This is a genomic window from Streptomyces sp. STR69, from assembly GCF_024519455.1.
Classification (GTDB): Bacteria; Actinomycetota; Actinomycetes; order Streptomycetales; family Streptomycetaceae; genus Streptomyces.
In genome coordinates this window covers 201,086-223,384 of the sequence record NZ_JALJRY010000006.1, presented here as the reverse complement: position 1 = coordinate 223,384, position 22,299 = coordinate 201,086, and the positions used below count along the sequence as shown (strand labels likewise).

At 70.6% G+C, this 22,299-nt stretch carries 18 protein-coding genes; 15 read left to right on the top strand and 3 right to left on the bottom strand.

Annotation, left to right across the window (positions count from 1 at the left end; all coding sequences use genetic code 11):
- Positions 1-309 precede the first annotated feature (309 nt).
- The 14 genes from OC490_RS13320 to OC490_RS13255 all read left to right on the top strand — a co-directional run bounded on the left by OC490_RS13320 (position 310) and on the right by OC490_RS13255 (position 19,673).
- Positions 310-1,143: a hypothetical protein gene (locus OC490_RS13320; RefSeq protein WP_262058110.1), complete on the top strand. Its 834-nt coding sequence runs from the start codon at positions 310-312 to the stop codon at positions 1,141-1,143.
- Positions 1,144-1,360: 217 nt separating this feature from the next.
- Positions 1,361-2,587 carry an ROK family transcriptional regulator gene (locus tag OC490_RS13315; RefSeq protein ID WP_262058109.1) on the top strand — a complete coding sequence of 409 codons (1,227 nt, stop codon included), beginning with the start codon at positions 1,361-1,363 and terminating at the stop codon, positions 2,585-2,587.
- Positions 2,588-2,729: 142 nt separating this feature from the next.
- Positions 2,730-4,067, top strand: a complete 1,338-nt coding sequence (locus OC490_RS13310) for an ABC transporter substrate-binding protein (protein WP_262058108.1) — start codon at positions 2,730-2,732, stop codon at positions 4,065-4,067.
- A 7-nt stretch (positions 4,068-4,074) separates the two neighbouring features.
- The gene (locus OC490_RS13305) at positions 4,075-5,016 is read left to right on the top strand and encodes a carbohydrate ABC transporter permease (protein WP_262058107.1); all 942 of its coding nucleotides are present in this window, start codon (positions 4,075-4,077) and stop codon (positions 5,014-5,016) included.
- Positions 5,017-5,019: 3 nt separating this feature from the next.
- A complete protein-coding gene (locus tag OC490_RS13300) occupies positions 5,020-5,913 on the top strand; it encodes a carbohydrate ABC transporter permease (protein WP_262058106.1) in 894 nt (297 codons plus the stop codon).
- 6 nt (positions 5,914-5,919) lie between these two features.
- On the top strand, positions 5,920-7,185 hold the full coding sequence (locus OC490_RS13295; protein ID WP_262058105.1) for a 6-phospho-beta-glucosidase: 1,266 nt from the start codon (positions 5,920-5,922) through the stop codon (positions 7,183-7,185).
- On the top strand, positions 7,176-8,147 hold the full coding sequence (locus OC490_RS13290; RefSeq protein WP_262058104.1) for an N-acetylglucosamine kinase: 972 nt from the start codon (positions 7,176-7,178) through the stop codon (positions 8,145-8,147). The genes OC490_RS13295 and OC490_RS13290 overlap by 10 nt, the downstream gene beginning before the upstream one ends.
- A 239-nt stretch (positions 8,148-8,386) precedes the next feature.
- Entirely contained in the window at positions 8,387-9,778 is a 1,392-nt protein-coding gene (locus OC490_RS13285; RefSeq protein WP_262058260.1) for a hypothetical protein, read from the top strand.
- A 14-nt stretch (positions 9,779-9,792) separates the two neighbouring features.
- A complete protein-coding gene (locus OC490_RS13280) occupies positions 9,793-10,851 on the top strand; it encodes a glutamate ABC transporter substrate-binding protein (protein ID WP_262058103.1) in 1,059 nt (352 codons plus the stop codon).
- 77 nt (positions 10,852-10,928) lie between these two features.
- The gene (locus OC490_RS13275; protein ID WP_262058102.1) at positions 10,929-12,260 is read left to right on the top strand and encodes a hypothetical protein; all 1,332 of its coding nucleotides are present in this window, start codon (positions 10,929-10,931) and stop codon (positions 12,258-12,260) included.
- 26 nt (positions 12,261-12,286) lie between these two features.
- The gene (locus OC490_RS13270) at positions 12,287-14,890 is read left to right on the top strand and encodes a serine/threonine-protein kinase (RefSeq protein ID WP_262058101.1); all 2,604 of its coding nucleotides are present in this window, start codon (positions 12,287-12,289) and stop codon (positions 14,888-14,890) included.
- On the top strand, positions 14,891-16,234 hold the full coding sequence (locus tag OC490_RS13265; protein WP_262058100.1) for a PP2C family serine/threonine-protein phosphatase: 1,344 nt from the start codon (positions 14,891-14,893) through the stop codon (positions 16,232-16,234).
- 98 nt (positions 16,235-16,332) lie between these two features.
- Complete coding sequence (locus tag OC490_RS13260) at positions 16,333-17,679, top strand: vWA domain-containing protein (RefSeq protein ID WP_262058099.1); 1,347 nt, start codon at positions 16,333-16,335, stop codon at positions 17,677-17,679.
- Positions 17,680-17,720: 41 nt separating this feature from the next.
- Positions 17,721-19,673, top strand: coding sequence for an FHA domain-containing protein (locus OC490_RS13255; protein ID WP_262058098.1), 1,953 nt, complete (start codon positions 17,721-17,723; stop codon positions 19,671-19,673).
- A 12-nt stretch (positions 19,674-19,685) separates the two neighbouring features.
- Here OC490_RS13255 and OC490_RS13250 read toward each other — a convergent pair whose 3' ends face one another.
- Positions 19,686-20,651: a methyltransferase domain-containing protein gene (locus OC490_RS13250; protein ID WP_262058097.1), complete on the bottom strand. Its 966-nt coding sequence runs from the start codon at positions 20,649-20,651 to the stop codon at positions 19,686-19,688.
- Between the two features lie 100 nt (positions 20,652-20,751).
- Between OC490_RS13250 and OC490_RS13245 the strand changes: the two genes are divergently transcribed.
- A complete protein-coding gene (locus OC490_RS13245; RefSeq protein WP_262058096.1) occupies positions 20,752-21,156 on the top strand; it encodes a globin in 405 nt (134 codons plus the stop codon).
- 63 nt (positions 21,157-21,219) lie between these two features.
- Here OC490_RS13245 and OC490_RS13240 read toward each other — a convergent pair whose 3' ends face one another.
- On the bottom strand, positions 21,220-21,888 hold the full coding sequence (locus tag OC490_RS13240; protein WP_262058095.1) for a hypothetical protein: 669 nt from the start codon (positions 21,886-21,888) through the stop codon (positions 21,220-21,222).
- On the bottom strand, positions 21,885-22,298 hold the full coding sequence (locus tag OC490_RS13235; protein WP_262058094.1) for an acyl-CoA thioesterase: 414 nt from the start codon (positions 22,296-22,298) through the stop codon (positions 21,885-21,887). Before OC490_RS13235 ends, OC490_RS13240 begins: the two co-directional genes overlap by 4 nt.
- Position 22,299: the final 1 nt, after the last annotated feature.

Here is a 22,299-nt window from a genome sequence, read left to right as displayed (position 1 = left end):
GTTGATCAAAAGTCAGGATTCTGTGAGGTGGCTGGCAGGACGGATCGGTTCCATCACGAATCGGCCTCGGCAGTGGAGTCGTAGCGGCCGAAAAGCGTTCAACTGGTGGCGCAATTGCGGCAGATCAGCCAAATCTCCGCCACCCGCTCCCACCTGCCGCTTTGTCCATCGTGACGAAGCCGTGATGCGATCACCTTCACAGGTTGATCTCATTTCCCTCGCAGCCCCCTCATGCCTAAAGTCGCCCCACGACGGGCCCTTGTTCTGGAGCGCAATGCCCAGGGGTTCGTTTCGAATGTGGGGACAAGAATGAGAAAGCTCGCCATCGGCGCCGCCCTGACCGGTGCCCTGGCCCTGACCGGTCTGGCCGCGCCGCTCGCGCAGGCCGCGACGCCGGATCTGGTCTTCTCGGGTGTGACGGTCAACAAGGGGAAGGCGATCGTCGTCGGCACCACCGCCTCGGTGAAGGTGCCCGTGACGTACACGCTGACGCGGCCGGCGGACCTGGTCATCGACAGCAAGACGACGTTCGCGGGGATCATGCTCTACCGCGGCCGGCTCGCCGACATGGACAACGACATCGAGAGCACTCTCGCGCCGACCTGCACGACGACGGCGACGACGGACACCACCGTCACCGAGTCCTGCTCCGACACGATCACGATCGACCCGGAGGAGAGCCTCTACGAGGCCGCCGACGCGACCACCTGGAACGTCGGTGGTTTCTACGGCCACATCGACATCGACGCGGACGACTCCGACGACAAGATCAGCTCGTCGACCGACTTCGCGGCCTGGGGCGGCAAGGGCAAGGTCAAGGTGCAGCGAGCGGCCAAGCTCACCGCCAACGCCGCGCCGGAGCCGGTGAAGAAGGGCAAGACCATAACGGTCACCGGCAAGCTGACCCGCGCCGACTGGGAGAACGGCGTCTACACCGGTTATGTGTCCCAGCCCGCCAAGTTGCAGTTCCGGGCGAAGGGTTCGAGCACCTACACCACCGTGAAGACGGTCACCACCGTCAAGGGCGGCGCCCTGAAGACGACCGTGAAGGCGACCAAGGACGGTTACTTCCGCTACGTCTTCGCCGGCACCGCCACCACCGGCGCGGCCACCGCCGCCGGTGACTACATCGACGTTCAGTAGGACGCCGGGTAACACCAGCCCCCTCCCACCGCCCCCGCAGGTAACGAGTCTGTTGCCTCGGGGGCGGTGTCTATTGACGCCCCCTTCGTTCCGGGCTTACGTTCCTCCCACCCAATAGGAAACTTTCCTAACAGTGATCACGTGACACGCTGGGTGGTTCGGACGTTCGAGGCTTCCGAGCGTTCGACGAGAGTTCGAAAGGCAGGTGGCGTACGACATGGCAGGAACCTCCGGTACCCCGGGAACGGGTACCCCGGGCACCCCTCGCGTCCTGCGAGCCATGAACGACCGCGCCGCCCTGGACCTCCTCCTGGAGCACGGCCCGCTCTCCCGCACCCGGATCGGCAAGCTCACCGGACTCTCCAAGCCGACCGCCTCCCAGCTGCTCGCCCGGCTGGAAGCGGCGGGGCTCGTCCTCGCCACGGGGACGAGCGAGGGGCGGCCCGGCCCCAACGCCCAGCTGTACGTGGTCAATCCGGGCGCGGCGTACGCCGCCGGGCTCGACGTCACGCCGGAGCGCATCCGGGCCGCCGTCGCCGATGTCACCGGCCGTACGGTGGGCGAGTTCGAGCTCGCCACCCCCGGCCGGCGGCCCGCCCAGCCCGTCGTGCAGCAGGTCACCGACACCCTCGACGGGGCCGTCAAGGCGGCAGGGCTCGCGCGGGGCGACATCCATCGCCTCGTCATCGGGACCCCCGGCGCCTTCGACCCCAACACCGGCCGGCTGCGGTACGCCTCGCACCTGCCGGGCTGGCACTCCCCCGCCCTCCTCGACGAACTCGCCGCCGCGCTGCCGATGCCGGTGGAGTACGAGAACGACGTCAATCTCGTCGCCATAGCCGAGCAGCGGCTCGGCGCGGCCCGCGGGCACGGCGACTTCGTGCTGCTGTGGAACGAGGGCGGCCTCGGCGCCGCCCTGGTCCTCGGCGGCCGGCTGCACCGCGGCTGGACCGGCGGCGCGGGCGAGGTCGGCTTCCTGCCCGTGCCCGGCGCACCCCTGGTCCGCCAGGTGACCAAGGCCAACAGCGGTGGTTACCAGGCACTTGCGGGCTCCCAGGCCCTGCCCCAACTCGCCCGCGAACTCGGCATCACCGAGATTCCGACGGGTCCCTACGCCGAGGTCGCCGCCGCCCTCGTCGCCACCGCCGCCGACCACACCACCGGTCCCCAGCGGCGGCTCCTGGAGATCTACGCGACCCACCTCGCGACCGGTCTCGCCTCGCTCGTCTCCGTGCTCGACCCCGAACTCGTCGTCCTCAGCGGTGCGTCGTTGACCGCCGGCGGCGAACCGCTACGTGCCCTCGTCCAGGCCGAGTTGGAGGAGCTGGCGGCGTCCCGGCCCCGGCTCGTCGTCGGCGACGTCCATGAACAGCCCGTGCTGCGCGGCGCGTTGGAAAGCGCGCTGGCAACGACCCGCGACGAGGTCTTCGACACCTCGCGCTGAGACCACCCGACAGACCCGGTTCTCCGTACCGACTCCGGTTCCCCCAGACCGGTTTCGGCCCACCCGACCCACCCGGCTTCCCCAACCACCTCGCCCCGCCCCGCCCTTGGGAGACCTTGCCATGCCCGGAACGTCCCGGAAGATGTCCGTAACATCCCGGAAAGCGGCTGTCGCGCTCGCCGCCTCCGCCTCCTTCGCCCTCCTCGCCACCGCCTGTACCGGCCAGTCCTCGTCCGGTGGCTCCGACGACGCCTCGAAGGACGTCACCATCAACTTCTGGCACGCCTGGAGCGCGGCCTCCGAGCTGAGCGCCGTGAAGTCGCTGGTCGCCGGGTTCGAGAAGGCGCACCCCAACATCCACGTGAACGTCGTCGGCAACATGACGGACGACAAGATCAACCAGGCGCTGCGCACCGGCGGCGGCAAGTCGCCCGACGTGATCTCGTCCTTCACGACGAACAATGTCGGCAAGTTCTGTTCCTCGGGCGCCCTGGTCGATCTCAACCCCCTCTTCAAGAAGGACGGCATCGACCCGGAGACGACGTTCCCCAAGGCGATGAACGAGTACACCCAGTTCGACGGGAACCGCTGCACCGCTCCCCTGCTGGGCGACGCGTACGGGCTCTACTACAACAAGACGGAGTTCAAGAAGGCCGGTATCACCAGCCCGCCCAAGACCTGGTCCGAATTCGAGGCCGACGCCAAGAAGTTGACGATCAGCAAGGGCGACACGTACTCGCAGCTCGGGTTCATGCCGGACTACCACGGCTGGGAGACCACGACCGAGCACATCTTCGCGCAGTTCTCGCCGACGTACTTCGACAAGAGCGGAAAGTCGGCGCTCGCCACGGACCCCGCGTTCAAGGCCGGATTCACCCTGCAGAAGAAGCTCGTCGACGAACTCGGCGGATTCAAGAAGCTGGAGAGCTACCGCTCCACGCTCGGCGACGAGTGGGGCGACAAGCACCCCTTCCACACCGGTCAGGTCGCGATGCAGCTCGACGGTGAGTGGCGGCTCGGGATGGCCACGGCCGCGAATCCCAAGCTGGACATAGGAGTTGCCCCGCTGCCCGTGCCGGACGACCAGGTCGCCCAGTACGGCAAGGGCTACATCACCGGCACGATCACCGGTATCGCCGCCAACAGCAAGAAGCAGAACGCCGCTTGGGAGTTCGTCAAGTACATCACCACGGACACGGACGCGGTGGTCGGCTTCTCCAACGCCATCCACAACGTGCCCTCCACCCTCGCCGCCCTCAAGTCCCCGAACCTGAAGTACGACCCGCGCTTCAAGACGTTCCTGGACATCGCCTCGAACCAGTACTCGACGACAAGTCCCGCCTCCATCAACGGCGGTGTGTACCTGACGACGATCCAGAACCTCGGATACGACTACGAGAGCGGCAAGGTAAAGGATCTCGACTCGGCCCTGAAGAGCACGGCCAAGCAGATCGACACGGACATCGCGCAGGCGAAGTAGCAGCAAGATGAGCACAATTACTCTGGCGTCGAAGCGCCGCCGGTCGGCGCTTCGCACTCTCGCCTTCATGTCGCCCTGGCTGATCGGCTTCGCGGTCTTCTTCGCGTATCCGCTGATCTCGACGGTCTATTTCTCGTTCATGCACTACGACGGCTTCAAGCCGCCGACGTGGGTGGGGACGAAGAACTGGACGTACGTCTTCAAGAACTATCCGTACTTCTGGCCCGCGATGCGCAACACCCTGTGGCTGGTCGTGGTGATGGTCTCGCTGCGGGTCGTGTTCGGGCTCGGCGTCGGCCTGTTGATCACCAAGATCAAGACGGCTACGGGCGTCTTCCGCACGCTCTTCTACCTGCCGTACCTCGCCCCGCCGGTCGCGGCGACGATGGCGTTCGCGTTCCTGCTCAACCCCGGTACCGGGCCGGTGAATTCGATCCTGGAGAAGGTCGGCATCCCGGCCCCGGGCTGGTTCAACGACCCCACCTGGTCCAAGCCGGCCCTCACCCTGCTCGCCCTCTGGGGCATCGGCGACCTCATGGTCATCTTCATGGCCGCGCTGCTCGACGTACCCCAGGAGCAGTACGAGGCGGCCGAGTTGGACGGCGCCTCGGCCTGGCAGCGGTTCCGGTTCGTCACGCTGCCGAACATCTCGCCGATCGTGATGTTCGCCGTCGTCACCGGCGTGATCCAGACCATGCAGTACTACACACAGCCGCTCATCGCCGGGAAGGTCGCGTCCGGCGTGATCCAGGGCGCGGGCACGCAGTTCGAGCCCGGCTACCCGGAGAAGTCCACGCTCACCCTTCCCCAGCTCGTCTACAACCTCGGCTTCCAGCGCTTCGACTACGGCTCGGCCTGCGTGGTGGCACTCGTCCTGTTCGCCCTGTCGATGGTGTTCACCGCGTTCCTGATGCGGCGCCGGGGCGGCCTCAACCTGGCAGGTGACTGACCCATGGCCCAAGTACTCGACAAGCCCGTGGAGTTGCGGGCGCCGGTGACCCCCGCCGAGCGCGTCGCCCGCCGCAAGGCGCTCATGGAGTGGATCGCGATCCACTCGCTCGGCGTCGCCGCCGCGCTCTTCTTCACGCTCCCGTTCGTGTTCGTGTTCCTGACCTCGCTGATGAGCGACAGCCAGGCCCTGAGCCGGGACCTGATCCCGCACACCTGGGAGTGGGGCAACTACCGCAAGGTCTTCGACACCCCGGGCTTCCTCACCTGGTGGAAGAACACGCTGATCTACGCCGGTCTCGGCACCGTGCTGACCGTCGTGTCGTCGATCCCGGTGGCGTACGCGCTCGCCAAGTTCCGCTTCCGGGGCCGGAATCTGTCGCTGATGCTGGTCATCTCGATGATGATGCTGCCGCCGCAGGTCGTCATCATCCCCATGTACCTGTTCTGGGCCAAGCAGTTGGACCTGTCGGGCACGCTGTGGCCGCTGATCATCCCGATGGCGTTCGGAGATGCCTTCTCCATCTTCCTTCTCCGCCAGTTCCTGATGACCATCCCGAACGAGTACCTGGACGCGGCGAAGGTCGACGGCTGCGGCGAGTTCAAGACGCTCGTGCGGGTCGTGCTGCCGATGGCCAAGCCCGGTATCGCCGCCATCGCGCTCTTCCAGTTCTTCTACGCCTGGAACGACTACTTCGGGCCGCAGATCTACGCGTCCGAGAACCCCGGTGCCTGGACCCTGAGTTACGGCCTGGAGTCGTTCAAGGGCGCGCACCACACCGACTGGAATCTCACCATGGCCGCGACCGTGCTGGTCATGGCCCCCGTGATCCTCGTGTTCTTCTTCGCGCAGAAGGCGTTCGTCGAGGGTGTCACGCTCACCGGAGTGAAGGGTTAACCACGTATGAAACTCGCCGTGGTCGGCGGAGGCTCGACCTACACACCCGAACTCATCGACGGTTTCGCCCGGTTGAGGGACACCCTGCCCGTCGAGGAACTGGTCCTCGTCGACCCGGCGCCCGAACGCCTGGAGCTGGTGGGCGGGTTGGCCCGCCGGATCTTCGCCAAGCAGGGGCACCCCGGCAGGATCGTGACGACGGACGACCTGGACGCCGGTGTCGAGGGCGCCGACGCGGTGCTGCTCCAGCTGCGGGTCGGCGGCCAGGCTGCTCGCGAGCAGGACGAGACCTGGCCGCTGGAGTGCGGCTGCGTCGGTCAGGAGACGACCGGTGCGGGCGGCCTCGCCAAGGCGCTGCGCACGGTGCCGGTGGTTCTCGACATCGCGGAACGGGTCCGCCGTACGAACCCGAACGCCTGGATCATCGACTTCACCAACCCGGTGGGGATCGTGACCCGCGCCCTGCTCCAGGCCGGCCACAAGGCGGTCGGGCTGTGCAATGTGGCGATCGGCTTCCAGCGGAAGTTCGCCGGGCTCCTCGGGGTCGGCGCGGACGATGTCCACCTCGACCACGTGGGTCTCAACCACCTCACCTGGGAGACCGGTGTGCGGCTCGGCGGGCCCGAGGGCGAGAACGTCCTGCCCAAGCTGCTCGGCGAGTTCGGCGACGACATCGCCGCCGACCTGAGCCTGCCCCGGGTGCTGCTCGACCGGCTCGGCGTGGTCCCGTCGTACTACCTGCGGTACTTCTACGCGCACGACGAGGTCGTACGGGAACTCCGTACGAAGCCGTCGCGGGCCTCCGAAGTGGCCGAGATGGAACGGAACCTGCTGAAGATGTACGCCGATCCGGCGCTCGACGAGAAGCCCGCGCTGCTCGCCAAGCGGGGTGGCGCCTACTACTCCGAGGCCGCCGTGGATCTGGCCGCCGCGCTGCTCGGCGGGGGCGGGAGTCCCTACCAGGTGGTGAACACGTACAACAAGGGCACGCTGCCGTTCCTGCCGGACGACGCCGTCATCGAGGTGCAGGCCGCGGTCGGCGCCATGGGTCCGACGCCGCTTCCCGTGGCCGAAGTCGACCCGCTGTACGCGGGGTTGATGTCCCATGTGACCGCGTACGAGGACCTCGCCCTGGAGGCCGCGCTGCGCGGTGGCCGGGACCGGGTGTTCCGGGCGCTGCTCTCGCATCCCCTGATCGGCCAGTACGAGTACGCCGAAGCCCTGACCGACCAGCTGATCGCGCACAACCGGGAGCACCTCGCGTGGGCCTGACCGCAAGTGTCCTCGCCGTCGACGCGGGCAACAGCAAGACCGACGTCGCGGTCGTGGCGGCCGACGGAGAGATCCTCGCCACGGCCCGCGGCGGCGGGTTCCGACCCCCGGTCGTGGGCATCGACACGGCCGTGGACGCCCTCGGGGAGGTGGTCGCCCGCGCCTTCGCGGACGCCGGGGTGAGCGCGGTCGGCCATGTGTCGGCCTGTCTCGCCAACGCCGACTTCCCCGTGGAGGAGGAGCAGTTGGCCGCCGCGCTGCACGCGCGCGCGTGGGGCACGAGTGTGGAGGTGCGCAACGACACGTTCGCGATCCTGCGGGCGGGCATCCCCGAACCGCGCGGAGTCGCCGTGGTGTGCGGGGCGGGTATCAACTGCGTCGGCATGCGGCCCGACGGCCGTACCGCCCGCTTCCCGGCGCTGGGCCGTATCTCCGGTGACTGGGGCGGTGGTTGGGGCCTGGCGGAGGAGGCCCTGTGGCACGCGGCCCGCGCCGAGGACGGACGCGGCGGCCCCACGGCCCTGGCGCGTACGCTCCCGGCGTATTTCGGCCTGGACTCCATGTACGGCCTCGTCGAGGCGCTGCATCTCGAACATGTCGCGCACCACCGTCGGCACGAGTTGACACCGGTGCTGTTCGCGACGGCGGCGGACGGCGACCCGGTGGCCCGCTCGATCGTGGACCGGATGGCGGAGGAGGTGGTGGCGATGGCGACGGTCGCGCTGACCCGCCTCGAACTGCTCGACGAGGAGGCACCGGTGCTGCTCGGCGGGAGCGTCCTCGCCGCCCGGCATCCCCAACTGGACGACCGTATAAGGGAGTTGCTGGCTGCCCGGGCGCCGAAGGCGGTGGCGACGGTGGTCACGGCGCGGCCGGTCCTCGGCGCGGTGCTGCTGGGTCTGGATCATGTGGGAGTTCCGGCCGAGGCGCATGTGCGGGCGCGGGGGTACTACGAGCACTGACACCCGGGAACCGAACAGATTCCCACGGCGTATTCATGGACAAGGGGGCGGTGGGGGGCGTTGTGTGGTGCCGGAAATCCGGTCACCACGCTGCGATCCGATCAAGATCCAGTGAAGGCCCGTGCGGAATGTCAGTCCTGGCGGCGATACTTGCGCCGACGGGATGACCCTGGGGGAGGTCAGCAGTGACACAACCGCCGAAAAGCAGTACGGCGCCACCGGGCGCCGGCGTGCCCACGATGCCGGTGCTGCCGGCACAGTCGGGCCGGCCAGGGGCGCCCGCGCCCCGGCGTGCGCCGGAAGCGGCACCCGCGCGCCGTACGGCGCTGGCCGAGGGCGTCGACCGGCTGCGCGCGGCGGCCACCACCGAGCCGGGCCGGCTGCGGGCCATCGGCGCGCTGCTGGCCGTGCTGGTGGTGGCGTTCGGCGCGGTCACCGCCTGGCAGACCGACAGCCGTGCCACGGCGGCCGACGACGTCCTCCACCACAGCCAGCCGCTCAGCTCGGACGCGGCGGACATCTACCGCTCGCTCGCGGACGCCAACACGATGGCGGCCACCGGTTATCTGGCGGGTCTGCAGGAGACGCAGGCGACCCGCGCCCAGTACGAGAAGGACATCAAGACGGCCGCCTCGAAGCTGGTCACGGCCGCCGCCAACACCGACCCGGGCTCGTCGTCCGCGGGCTTCATCACGGATCTCAACGAACTCCTGCCGGAGTACAAGGGCCTGGTCGAATCGGCCCGCGCCAACAACCGGCAGGGCTTCCCGGTGGGCGGCGCCTATCTGCGCGCCGCGAACAACACCATGCAGAACCAGATGCTGCCGACGGCCCAGAAGCTCTACAAGAACGAGAACGCGCGGCTGAGCACCGACTACGGGAACGCGACGCCGTACCCGTGGTTCGCGATCGCCCTCGGGCTCGTCGCGCTCGGCGGACTGGCCTGGGCCCAGCGGCGCAACTACCAGCGCACCAACCGGGTGCTGAACCACGGCCTGGTAGCCGCCTCGGCCACCACAGCGGTCGTCCTGCTGTGGGTGGTCGTCGGCCACACCGTCGCCCGCGCGGGTCTGAACGACTCCTACGACCACGGGGTCAAGTCGCTCAACGTGCTGCACGACGCCCGCATCGCCTCCCTGAAGGCCCGCAGCGACGAGAACCTGACGCTGGTCAGCCGCGGCGCGGAGACCCACGAACTCGCGGACGGCACGGTCATGGACGCCTACGACTGGGGCTACGACCAGGAGATCGCCACGCTGGGCAAGGGCCTGAAACTGGCCGACTCGCTCGCCGACGACTCCGCGGGCCGCAAGCCCGTCGCGGTCGCCAACAGCTCCATGACGGTGTGGATCTCCCGTCACAAGCAGGTCAGCAAGGACAACAACGACGGCGATTACCAGGCGGCGCGCGACGGTGTCATCGGCAAGGACGGTGCGACGGCCGAGTGCTTCCAGGCCGTGGACGCCTCGCTGGAGACGGCCCTGAAGCACGAGACCACGGAGTTCCAGCGGTCCGCGGGTGACGGCCTGGACGCCATGACCGGCCTCACCGTAGGCGCCGCGGTGCTCGCCGTGCTCGGTGCGGCCGGTGCCGTACTGGGCATCGGGCGCAGGCTGTCGGAGTACCGGTGAAAGGGGGCGTGACCATGCGAGCACGCAGTGACTTTCTTCGCCGCCTGAGGGCTGTACGACGCCTGCGGATCAGCCTGCGGGGCTGGGGCGGGGTGGGTGCGATGGCAGTCGTCTGCGTCCTCGCGGTCGCTTTCGTCCTGCTGCTGCCGCTCACCCAGTCGCGCGGCGAGGCCGGCACGGACGTCGGCGGACAGCGCACGGCCCAGGGCATCCAGGCCAAGGCCGCCAAGTGCGACGACAGCACCATCCAGGACCAGAGCCCGCCCCCGTCGGACGCCGGGGGCACCACGATCGACGCCATCAAGGCCCGCGGCGTCCTGAAGGTGGGCGTCGACCAGAACAGCTACCGCTGGGGCTACCGCGATCCCAACAGTGCCAAGGGCGACCTGGCGGGCTTCGACATCGACCTCGTCACCGCCATCGCCAAGAACATCTTCGGCAGCTCCTACACCGACAAGAGCATCCAGTTCCTGGCCATCCCGACCAACGAGCGCATCCCGGCGATCCAGAAGAACCGCGTCGACATGGTCGTCCGCACCATGACGATCACCTGCAAACGCGCCGGGCAAGTCGCCTTCTCCGCCCCGTACTTCGTCACCGGCCAGCAGGTCCTCGCCCCGAAGGTGTCGTCGATCACGGGCTACAACGACACCCTCGCGAACAAGCGGGTCTGCTCGGCGGCGACCTCCACGGCGAACGACCATCTGAACGCGGACAAGGGCCACAAGATCCCCGCCAGCGTCAGGATCATGGACCCCGTCCCCAACCAGCTGGACTGTCTGGTGAAGCTCCAACTCGGGGAAGCCGACGCGGTGGTGACCGACGGCGCGCTCGCCGCCAGCCAGGCCGCGCAGGACCCGACGGTGGAGCTGAAGGGCAGCCCCTTCACCACCGAGTACTACGGCGTGGCGATGAACCTGAAGGCCACCGATCTGGTACAGCGGGTCAACCGAATACTGGAGACCTACCGCACCAGCCCCACCGGCTGGCGCGCGTCGTACACGAAATGGCTGCAGCCCACCCTGCGCGCCGACTCGAAGTCGGCCAACCCGCCCGTACCGAAGTACAAGTGACGGATCGTCAACAACCGAACGGCACGGACACACGGACACGGACCACCGACGGAACACAACGCAGCGAGAGGTGATCGATGGGCGTCACGGGACCCCCCGGGCCGGTAATGGACCGGGACGAGGTGGACCGTGCGCTGGCGCGGCTCGGCGCGGAGCACGAGGCCATCGAGACCTCGCTCCTCGCCCTCCAGGACCACGCGGGCCGCAGACTCCTCGAAGGCGCCGAGCTCACCGGCACGACCAAGGAGCGCTGGGCGACCGCCGACGCGTCGATCACGCTGCTGTGGGCGTACTTCGACGCGTACACGGACGCGTTCCACGCCGCCCAGAGCATCCGTTCCCGACGCCGCTGGTCCAACCGTGAGGACCTGGTCGAGCTGACCGAGCTGCTGCGCGGCGAGTCCGTGACGGTCGCCGGATCGACCACGGCGACCGCCAACGCCCCGACGCTGACCGGCGGTTCGGGCAAGCTGAGCCATCAGTTCTCGCTGAGCGCGCTCGTCGACGAGATGAACGACCTGTACGCGACCTCGCTGGACATGGTCGTCACCTCCGACGCGGTGTGGTCCGCACTGCCCGCCCGGATCGATTTACTGGCCGCGGAGTTGCAGCGCACCCGGCAGCTGGCCCACTCCGTGGGTGTCCGCCCGGGCGAGCACCCGGCGGGCGACGACCTGGAGCGCATCACCACCACCCTGACCGAGCTGCGCGAGCGGGTCATCTCCGACCCGCTGGCCTTCTGGGTGCGGGCACAGGGCAGTTCGGCACCCGGCGGCGGCCGGCCCGACACCACGGTCTACGACCGGGAGGCGCGCGCGCTGGAGGAGGTGCGCCGGGAGATCGACGCCGTACTGACCGTCCGTCAGGACGCCGAGGCGCGGCTGGTGAAGCTGCGGGACGTGCTCTCGCGCGCGGACCGCACGCTCGCCGAGGCGCGCACCGCGCGCGGTGAGGTCCTCGCGAAGATCGCGGCCACCGAGGTGCCGGTCGTCAGCGGACCGCCGACCGTGCTGCAGGAGCAGCTGTCGACGGCCGCCGAGTACCGCCGACACGCCCAGTGGCACCGGCTGTCGCCGCTCCTGGAGTCCCTGGAGCAGAAGGCGGAGGACGAACTGCTGCGCGCCCGCGAGTCGTTGACGGCGGTCACCCAGCCGCTGGCGGTCCGCGCCGAGCTGCGCGGCCGGCTCGACGCGTACAAGGCGAAGGTGGCCCGGCACGGCCTCGCGGAGGACCCGTTCCTCATCGAGCGGTACGACGCGGCGCGCCGCATGCTGTGGAGCGCGCCCTGCGACCTGCGCGTCGCGGAACAGGCGGTGCTGCGCTACCAGCACGCCGCCGCCGAGCAGTTGAGCACTCCCCGGACCCCGCCGCAGGGCGGTCCCGAGGACCAGAGGGGGCCGGGCGCGTGAGTGACGAGGGAGAAGCGGGGTCGGTCATGAGTGAGGCACAGCGGAAGTGTCAGCGGCCCGGCTGCGAGGGGTCGTACGAGGACATGGGCGGCGGCGAGCTGTACTGCGACACGTGCGGTCTGGCGCCGGTGGTGGCGTCCAACGGCTCGCTGGGTTCACCGCCCACCGGGATGACCGGCGGCGGCAGGGGCTCGCGGGGTTCGGGCAGCAGTTCCCGTACCAGCAGCCGCAGTTCGCGTACGTCGTCGCAGTCGTCGAAGTCGCGGCGCTCGGTGTCGGGCCGGCTCTCGCGCTCGGTGTCGGGGCAGTCGTCCGGCCGCTCGGTGTCGGTGCGCAGCTCCGGTTCGTCGTCGGCGTCCTCGACGCGCGGCCGGCTCGGGGTCGGTCTGGTGCAGGTGCCGGACGTGCCGCGGCCCGACCCGCGCGCGATGGTACTGGAGAACCCGGAGGTGCCCGAGCGCAAGCGGTTCTGCTCGCGCTCGGACTGCGGTGCGCCGGTGGGGCGGTCGCGCGGCGACAGCCAGGGGCGCACGGAGGGGTTCTGCACCAAGTGCGGCAACCCGTACTCGTTCACGCCCAAGCTGGCCGGCGGTGACGTCGTGCACGGCCAGTACGAGGTCGTGGGCTGTCTGGCGCACGGCGGCCTGGGCTGGGTCTATCTCGCCGTGGACCGCGCGGTCTCCGACCGCTGGGTGGTGCTCAAGGGTCTCCTCGACACCGGCGACGAGGACGCGATGGCCGCCGCGATCTCCGAGCGGCGCTTCCTCGCCGAGATCGAGCACTCCAACATCGTGCGGATCTACAACTTCGTGGAGCACCTCGACCAGCGGACGGGTTCGCTGGACGGGTACATCGTCATGGAGTACGTCGGCGGCAAGTCCCTCAAGGAGATCGCCAACGACCGCCGTACGGAGACCGGGAAGCGTGATCCGCTGCCGGTGGAGCAGGCCTGCGCCTACGGCATCGAGGCCCTTGAGGCGCTCGGTCATCTGCACAGCCGCAACCTGCTGTACTGCGACTTCAAGGTCGACAACGCGATCCAGACCGAGGACCAGCTCAAGCTGATCGACATGGGCGCGGTGCGCAGAATGGACGACGAGGAGTCGGCCATCTACGGCACGGTGGGGTATCAGGCGCCCGAGGTCGCGGAGGTCGGTCCGTCGGTGGCGTCCGACATCTACACCGTCGGCCGTACCCTCGCCGTCCTCACCTTCGACTTCCAGGGCTACACGAACGTCTTCGTGGACTCCCTGCCCGACCCGGACAACATCGAGGTCTTCCGCCGCTACGAGTCGTTCTACCGGCTCCTGGTGCGCGCCACCGACCCGGATCCGGCCCGCCGGTTCGCCTCCGCGCAGGAGATGGCCGAGCAGCTGACGGGCGTGCTGCGGGAGGTCGTCTCCCTGCAGACCGGCCGCGCCCGGCCGTCCCTGTCCACCCTGTTCGGCCCCGAACTCAAGGTCACGGACACGGAGTTGTTCCCGAAGCTGGACGGGGACGTGTCGCTGCTGGGGGCGCGGGTGGTGCGGCCCGGGAAGAAGGCGGCCACACGCGCCGACGCCGCGCTGCCCGCCGCCGCGTCTCCCGCGAGCCCGCTTCCGGTCGCCGCGCCGTATCCCGTCGGCACCGCGGTCGCCGAGCGGCCGAACGGCACCGCCGCCGCCAACGGGTCGGGCGGCGCGACCCCGGCCCTCGTCAAGCAGGTCGACTCCCCCGCCGTGGCACTGGCCCTGCCCGTGCCGCACGTCGACCCGACCGACCCCAACGCGGGCTTCCTCGCGGGGCTGATGACGACCGCGGCGACCGAACTGCTCGGCGCTCTCGCATCTGCGCCCTCGCCGTCCGTGGAGACCCGGCTGCGGCAGATCAGGGCCTGGCTGGAGAACGGCGACTCGTACACCGCGCTGGACGCCCTCGCGAAGCTGGAGGACGAGCGGCCCGACGACTGGCGGGTGGTCTGGTACCGGGGCGTGGCCGCCCTGGCGACCCGCGACTTCGAGGCCGCCGCGCTGTCCTTCGACGCGATCTACGACGCCTTCCCGGGCGAGCCCGCGCCGAAGCTGGCGCTCGGGCTGTGCGCCGAGGTGCTGGGGCAGCTGGACAACGCGGCCGAGTACTACCGGCTGGTGTGGTCGACCGACCCGAGCTATGTGAGCGCGGCCTTCGGCCTGGCCCGCGTCCAGCTCGCGACCGGCGACCGCCCGGGCTCCGTACGGACGCTGGAGTCGGTGTCGGAGGCCTCGATCCACTACACGGCGGCGCGGGTGGCCGCCGTACGGGCGCGGCTGCGGCGGCGGACCGCGACGGCGGGCGACACGCCGTTCCTGGACGATCTGACCGCGTCCGCCGGGCAGGTGGAAGCGCTGGAGGGATACGGTCTGGACGCGGTGCGGCGCGAGCAGTTGTCGGCCGAGGTCCTCGGCTGCGCCCTCGACTGGATACTCTCCGGAGGCCAGGGTTCCGTGCCGCCGACGCGGCCGGGGCTGCTCGGCAGCGAGCTGGACGAGCGGGGACTCCGCTTCGGCCTGGAGCGTTCGTACCGCACGCTGGCCCGGCTGGCGCGGGGCGGCGAGGAGAGGATCGACCTGGTGGAACGTGCCAACCGTTACCGCCCCCGGACGTGGGTGTAGTTGATGTCCCAGATGCCCCAGCTGTCCGCGTGCCCGAGCTGCGAGGAGCCGCTCGAATCGGGTGACCGCTTCTGCGGTGCGTGCGGGTACGACCTGTCGGCCGCGCCCGCGCCGCCGGACGACCACCCGACGCTGACCATGAACGGCGCGGGTTCGCTCCCTCCCGAGGAGGCCACGGACGTGAACTGGCCCGTGGTCCCCCAGCCGGAGGGCCCCGAGACCGCGCCGACGGTCCATCTGCCCACCGACCTGGCCGGCACCGACTCGGGCGGCACCCCGCTGCCGTCCAACTCCCCGCTGCCGCCCACCGGTTCACCGGTCTCCCCGGCCACGGGCGTACGGTTCGACCGGCCGCCGGAGCCCGACGAGTACCCGCTGCAGGCACCGGACCCGCGGGTCGCCGCCGATCTGCAGACCCCGGCCGAGGGCACCAAGGTGTGCGTGGCCTGCCGGTCGGGCCGGGTCGATCCGGACGGCTACTGCGAGAACTGCGGGCACGCCCAGCCCCGCGAACGCGACCACATGGAACAGGAGTCGGGCCCGCTCGCGGCGGTCAGCGACCGCGGGCTGCGCCACCATCGCAACGAGGACGCCTTCGCCGTAGGACAGTGCGTGCTGCCGGACGGGGCGCCCGCGCTGGTGGCGGTCGTGTGCGACGGGGTGTCCTCGGCGACCCGGCCCGACGCGGCCTCGCTGGCCGCGTCCCGGAAGGCCGGTGAGTCGCTGCTGGCCGCGCTGCCGCAGGGCACGCATCCGCAGCAGGCGATGCACGAGGCGATCATCGCGGCCTCGCACGCGGTCAACTCCCTTGCGGAGGAGCCCGCGACGGCCCGCGAGCACGCCCCGCACCAGAACGCCCCGGCCTGCACCCTGGTCGCCTCCGTCGTCACCCCGACCCTCCTCGTCGTCGGCTGGGTCGGCGACAGCCGCGCCTACTGGATCCCGGTGGACCGCGGTTCACCGCCGGCCCGGCTCACCGAGGACGACTCGTGGGCGGCCCAGATGGTCGCCGCGGGCCTGATGAGCGAGGCGGAGGCCTACGCCGACGAGCGCGCCCACGCGATCACCGGCTGGCTCGGCGCGGACGCGTACGAACTGGAGCCGCACACGGCTTCCTTCAAGCCGGACCGGCCGGGTGTAGTGGTGGTGTGCACGGACGGCCTGTGGAACTACGCGGAGTCGGCCGAGGAGATGGCCGAGGTCGTACCCCCCGATGCCATGGTCCGCCCGCTGCACAGCGCCCAGGTCCTGGTCGGTCACGCGCTGGACGGCGGGGGCCACGACAACGTAACAGTGGCCGTCGTGCCGTTCCCGGCCCCGCCGCAAGGGGCAGTAATCGGCTGAGGCCGTACAAACGGGGGCGGTCTCGGACCGGAGGGGACCGGTCCGCTCATAGTCATCGCCCCATCCAGGTGGGGTATTCGAGGGGGATCAGAGTAGGTATGGCCAATTTCTCGAAGTCGAACGTGCCGCAGTTCTCGGTGGACGTGTACCAGAACGAGTACCTGCCCGAGGGCGGCCGTGAGGTCAACGCGATCGTCACCGTGACCTCGACCGGCGGCGGCACCGTGGGGAGCGCGGTCGCGGCACCCCATCTGTACTCGCCCGGTCAGGGCCCGGACGCGGCTGTGGCGATCATGGTCGACTGTTCGGGGTCGATGGACTACCCGCCGACCAAGATGCGCAACGCCCGGGACGCCACCGCCGCCGCGATCGACACCCTGCGCGACGGGGTGCACTTCGCGGTGATCGGCGGCACGCACATCGCCAAGGAGGTCTATCCGGGCAACGGGCGGCTCGCGGTCGCCGACGCCACCACCCGCGGCCAGGCCAAGCAGGCGCTGCGCAAGCTGAGCGCGGGCGGCGGCACCGCGATCGGCACCTGGCTGCGGCTCGCCGACCGGCTGCTGTCCTCGGCGGACGTCTCCATACGCCACGGCATCGTCCTCACCGACGGCCGCAACGAGCACGAGTCGCCGGAGGACCTGAAGGCCGCCCTCGACGCCTGCGCCGGACGCTTCACCTGTGACGCCCGTGGTGTCGGCACCGACTGGGAAGTGAAAGAAGTCACAGGGATCGCCTCCGCACTGCTCGGCACCGCCGACATCGTCGCCGACCCGGCGAACCTCGCCGCCGACTTCACGAAGATGATGGAGACGGCGATGGGCAAGGAGGTCGCGGACGTCGCGCTGCGGCTGTGGACGCCGGTGGGCACGGCCATCAAATTCGTCAAGCAAGTCGCGCCCAGGGTCGAGGAGTTGACCGACCGCCGCACCGAGGCGGGCCCGCGTGCCGGGGACTACCCCACCGGGTCCTGGGGAGACGAGTCCCGTGACTACCACGTGTGCGTCGAGGTCCCCGAGGCCGGCGTCGGCCAGGAGATGCTCGCCGCCCGGGTCTCGCTGGTCGTCCCGCAGCCCGACGGAAGTACCCAGAACCTGGGCGCCCAGGGGCTGGTGAAGGCCGTGTGGACCGACGACATGGTGGCGTCCACGTCCATCAACCCCCAGGTCGCGCACTACACCGGCCAGGCCGAACTGGCGCAAGTCATCCAACAAGGTCTCGATCTTCGCAAATCAGGTGATGTCGATGGAGCAACGGCCAAACTGGGACGGGCCGTTCAGCTCGCCAGCGTCTCCGGAAACGCGGATACTGCGAAACTGCTTGCGAAGGTGGTGGACGTGGTCGATGCCGCGGCGGGTACTGTGCGACTGAAGGCGAAGGTCGCGGAGGCCGACGAGATGACCCTCGAAACACGGTCCACAAAGACTGTTCGTGTAAAGAAGTGACCTAGCTAGAACAACCCTGTGAGAAAGGGGGACGAGCCGACATGCCGACCTGCCCGAACGGACACCAGTCGGGTTCCGACGACTGGTGCGAGGTCTGCGGTCACCGCATGGCCGGTGCCGTACCCCCGCCCCCTCCCCCGCCTCCCGGCGGCGGCTACGGCTTCCCGCCGCCCGCGCGCCCGAGCGCCGAGGCGGAGCTCTGCCCGCAGTGCCGTACGCCCCGCGAGGGCGGTGCGCCGTTCTGCGAGGAGTGCCGGTGGAACTTCCTCACCAACACGGCCACCTCGTACACCCCGGCGGCCCCGCGCCCGTCGAACCCCGGCCCGAGCCCGGCGGCCCGCTTCCAGCAGCCGCCGCCCGGTCCGACGTACGGCGGTGACTCCTACGAGTACCAGGGATCGCGCCCCTCACAGATGAACCGCCCGGCCGAGCCGATACCCCCGTTCGGCAACGAGCCGACGAACCGGTCCGGTGGGCCGGGGGGTCGCGGTCCGGGGGGTCCCGGAGGTCCCGGAGGCGCTGGTGCTCCCGGCGGTCCTGGAGGTCAAGGGGGTCCTGGGGGTCCCGGGGGTCCGAACGGCCCCGGTGGCTTCGGTGGCGAGCGGCAGCAGGGTGGGCCCGGCGGCCCCGGCGGCTCGCAGGGCTTCGGCGGCGAGCGGCCGGGTGGGCCTGACGGTCCTGGCGGCCAGGGTTCGCAGGGCTTCGGCAATGAGCGGCAAGGTGGGCCCGGCGGCCCCGGCGGCTCGCAGGGTTTCGGCAACGAGCGGCCGGGTGGCCCCGGCGGTCCGTCGGGCTTCGGCGGTGAGCGCCAGGGTGGCGGTCCCGGTGGCGCGTCGGGCTTCGGCGGCGAGCGCCAGGGCGGCCCGGGCGGCGCTTCAGGTTTCGGCGGGGAACGCCAGGGCGGTGGCCCCGGCGGTGCTTCGGGCTTCGGCGGCGAGCGGCAGGGTGGCGGTCCCGCGCCCTTCGGCGGCAACGACCCGTCCGGTCCGCCGCGGGCGTTCGGCAACGACCCCTCCGGCCCGCCCCCTCCGCCCTTCGGCAACGAGGCGTCCGGTCGGCGGCCGTTCGGCAACGAGCAACCCCCGGGCCCCGGCGGCCAGTTCGGCAACGAGCGCCCCGGCCAGGGCGACTTCGGCGGTGGCCGCCCCGGTGCCTTCGGCGGTGAGCGGCAGGGCGGTGGTCCCGGCGGCGCACAGGGCTTCGGCGGCGACCCGTCCGGTCCGCCGCGGCCCTTCGGCAACGAACCCTCGACCCCGCAGGGTCCCTCCAACTTCGGCCCCGACCCCTCCCGGCCGGTCCCGCCGCCAGGACCTACGCCCCCCGCGGGCCCGGGTCAGACGAGCGGCGCCCCGCAGGCGTTCCAGCAGTCCGCCCCGCCGGCCCCGCCCAGGTTCCCGCAGGAGACGAACCGTCCGCAGCAGGGCGGCCCGTCCTTCGGCGGCGGTGACGACGACTGGGTGATCTCCCCGCCGACCCCCGGCTCCCCGGGCGGCCCCGGAGGTCCCGGACAGGGTGGTGGCGGCTACGGCTATCCGCAGCCCGGTTCCACCCAGGCCCCGCCCCCGCCCCGCCCGGCGTACCAGCAGCCGACGACCTGGCTGGCGACGATCGGCCCGGACCGCGACTACTTCCTGGCGATGATGCAGCGCTCGGGCCCGGAGGCCGCGGGTCTCAACCTGCCCGCGTACTCCCCCGAGCAGCAGCGCCAGCTCACCGGCAACCAGATCACCATCGGCCGCCGCCGGCACTCCACCGGCGAGTCCCCCGACATCGACCTGTCGGTGCCGCCGGAGGACCCGGGCGTCTCGCACCAGCACGCGGTACTGGTCCAGCAGCCGGACGGCAGCTGGGCGGTCGTCGACCAGAACTCGACGAACGGTACGACGGTCAACGGCGGCGAGGAGCCCATCCAGCCCTTCGTGCCGGTGCCGTTGCAGGACGGGGACCGGGTGCATGTGGGGGCGTGGACGACGATCACGGTCCGGCGGGGCTAGAGGCGGCACGGTTCAGCGGAGGGGCCAGCTGTACGGCCCCTCCGGATCGTCCAGCCACGCCCGCACCCTGCCGTCGGCGACCGTGACGCCGTAGCGCTCGCGTCCTGGTCTCCCTTCGCGGTCCCACAGTTCGTGGGCGTCCCGCGGGTCGAGGGTGCCGTGGGTGAGGGTGAACAGGAAGCGGAGTAGTTCGTGGTCGCCGGGGCGGTGCGGGATCTCGTCCGCCGGGGCGGGCCCGGTGCCGCGCAGGGGCACGAAGTACGCGGCGGTGTCGAGGAAGGTGCCCTCGGCGTGCTCGGCGTCCCGCACGGTGAGCGCGATCAGTCCGGTGGCGAGCGGGGCCAGGACACGGGCGCCGGGACTGCACTGGGCGAGCCAGGCGGGCGGCACCGACGGCAGGGCGCAGGTCGCGATGATCCGGTCGTAGGGGGCGTGTTCGGGGGCTCCGCGGGCGCCGTCGCCGGTGACGACGGTCGGGTGGTACCCGGCGTCGGCGAGGTGGGCGCGCGCGGACTCGGTGATCTCCGGTTCCAGGTCGACGGTGGTCACCAGGCCGTCGCCGAGCCGGTGGGCGAGCAGCGCCGCGTTGTAGCCGGTGCCCGCGCCGATCTCCAGCACCCGGCTGCCGTCCGTCACCCCCAGCTCGACGAGCATCCTGGCCATCAGCGAGGGCTGGCTGCTGGACGACACCAGTTCCCCGTCGCGCAGCCTGGTGGCCAGCGGGGCGTCGGCGTACACCCCGCGCAGCCAGCGCTCCCGGACGCGCGGGTCGGGGCTCCCGGCCCACAGCCTCTCGTGGCCGCCCTGGACGCCGACGTAGTAGTACGGCACGAAGAGATGCCGCGGCACCGCCTCGAACACCGCCCGCCACCCCGGGTCCGCGTCCCACGCCCCGCTCAGCCCGATCCGCCGCACCAGCTCCGCCCGCGCGGGGCCGGCCACGGCGTCCAGTTCCCTGCCGAGAGCGTGCGCACCCATACGTCCACTGTCCTGCGGTCCGGCCGGGGAGGCGAGCGGTCCGCCGGGGCAAGGTCCTAAGTCCGAAGTCCTCCGCCACGCCGTCTGAGACCATGGGAGCGTGAAAGAGATTCGGCGCGGCACGCTTCAGGAGCAGACCTTCTACGAGCAGGTCGGCGGGGAGGAGACCTTCCGTCGGCTCGTGCACCGTTTCTACGAGGGTGTCGCCGAGGACCCGCTGCTGAGGGCGATGTACCCGGAGGAGGACCTGGGCCCGGCCGAGGAGCGCTTCACCCTGTTCCTGATGCAGTACTGGGGCGGCCCGACGACGTACAGCGACAACCGCGGTCACCCGCGGCTGCGGATGCGCCACGCCCCGTTCCAGGTCGACCGGGCAGCGCACGACGCCTGGCTGCGGCACATGCGGGTCGCCGTCGACGAACTCGGCCTGTCCGAGGAACACGAGCACACGCTGTGGAACTATCTGACGTACGCTGCCGCTTCGATGGTGAACACCGAGGGTTGAGCGCGGAAGGCTGAGCACCGAGGGCTGAACGCCCTTTGGCGCGCGGGGAGTTGGACGGCGCGCTCAGCGCACGCTGACGCCGAGTGCGCCAACTCCTGCCCGTCGTACGGCGATCGAGCCGTACGGCGTGCGCAGCCGCAGCCAGGCGCCGGACGAGAAGAGGCCCGGCTCCCCGCCGGGGCGCAGGAATCCGAGCGACTGGGCGGCGTGCACCGCACGCACCGGCAGCGAGGTGTCCCCGACCGTCCGGGACCAGATCTCCCGCCCTATGCGGTCGAGTTCGCTGCGCGTACGGCCCTCGGGCGCCAACTCCTGCGTACGGGACCGGAATTCGGCGACCCCGGCGGCGATCATCCCGCGCAGCGCCTGCGGTTCCGGCAGCCCGGACTCGGGAGTCCAGCCGCCGCGCGGCGGCAGGACGCCGGCCCACGGCGGGCCGGTCACCGCGGCCGGTACCCGGGCCGTGGCCGCCGACTCGTCGAGGGATTCCAGGAGTTCACCGGCGGAGACGGTCACGTCGAGCGTGTCGTGAAGGCCGTTCTCGTACGGCTTGGCGAGGCGCACCGTGCGGATGGCGAGGACCTCGAAGGACGGCGGACGGCCGAAGACGGCGAGGGCGGTGCCGACTGCCTGGAGGCGGACCGCGGCGGCGCGGTCGTAGTGGAGCAGCCGGGAGAGGAAGGCCGCGAGATCCGCCGCCTCCCCTTCGTCGGCGAGGTGGAGGACCGTCATGCCGCGACGGCCTCGTCCTCGTCGTCGTCCCGGTATTCCTCCAGGAACTCCCGTTCCTCGGCGGTGATCCGGCGCGGTCGTTGTGCCTCGAAGTCGAACGGCACTATGACCGTGGCGGCCCGGACGTAGACCTGGTCGCCGTCCTTCACCTCGTAGGTGATGGTGAAGGACGCCGCCCTGATCTCCGTGACCCACAGCTCGATGTCCACCGGGTGGTGCCGGTGGACGAGCTGGCGTTTGTAGTCGATCTCGTGTCGCGCCACGACCGAGCCCTGCTTGAAGTCCTTGTCCGGGCGGAACAGGAAGTCGATACGGGCTTCCTCCAGGTAGCGGAGGAAGACCACGTTGTTGACGTGGCCGTACGCGTCCATGTCCGCCCAGCGCAGTGGGCAGCGGTAGATGTGGCGCAAG

Bases quoted from the DNA above. Each gene is read 5' to 3' on its own strand.
- OC490_RS13300 (WP_262058106.1), top strand. From the start codon at position 5,020: ATGGCCCAAGTACTCGACAAGCCCGTGGAGTTGCGGGCGCCGGTGACC.
- OC490_RS13270 (WP_262058101.1), top strand. From the start codon at position 12,287: ATGAGTGAGGCACAGCGGAAGTGTCAGCGGCCCGGCTGCGAGGGGTCG.
- OC490_RS13310 (WP_262058108.1), top strand. From the start codon at position 2,730: ATGTCCGTAACATCCCGGAAAGCGGCTGTCGCGCTCGCCGCCTCCGCC.
- OC490_RS13240 (WP_262058095.1), bottom strand. From the start codon at position 21,888: ATGACGGTCCTCCACCTCGCCGACGAAGGGGAGGCGGCGGATCTCGCG.
- OC490_RS13285 (WP_262058260.1), top strand. From the start codon at position 8,387: ATGCCGGTGCTGCCGGCACAGTCGGGCCGGCCAGGGGCGCCCGCGCCC.
- OC490_RS13275 (WP_262058102.1), top strand. From the start codon at position 10,929: ATGGGCGTCACGGGACCCCCCGGGCCGGTAATGGACCGGGACGAGGTG.
- OC490_RS13305 (WP_262058107.1), top strand. From the start codon at position 4,075: ATGAGCACAATTACTCTGGCGTCGAAGCGCCGCCGGTCGGCGCTTCGC.
- OC490_RS13315 (WP_262058109.1), top strand. From the start codon at position 1,361: ATGGCAGGAACCTCCGGTACCCCGGGAACGGGTACCCCGGGCACCCCT.
- OC490_RS13320 (WP_262058110.1), top strand. From the start codon at position 310: ATGAGAAAGCTCGCCATCGGCGCCGCCCTGACCGGTGCCCTGGCCCTG.
- OC490_RS13260 (WP_262058099.1), top strand. From the start codon at position 16,333: ATGGCCAATTTCTCGAAGTCGAACGTGCCGCAGTTCTCGGTGGACGTG.
- OC490_RS13255 (WP_262058098.1), top strand. From the start codon at position 17,721: ATGCCGACCTGCCCGAACGGACACCAGTCGGGTTCCGACGACTGGTGC.
- OC490_RS13280 (WP_262058103.1), top strand. From the start codon at position 9,793: ATGCGAGCACGCAGTGACTTTCTTCGCCGCCTGAGGGCTGTACGACGC.
- OC490_RS13250 (WP_262058097.1), bottom strand. From the start codon at position 20,651: ATGGGTGCGCACGCTCTCGGCAGGGAACTGGACGCCGTGGCCGGCCCC.
- OC490_RS13295 (WP_262058105.1), top strand. From the start codon at position 5,920: ATGAAACTCGCCGTGGTCGGCGGAGGCTCGACCTACACACCCGAACTC.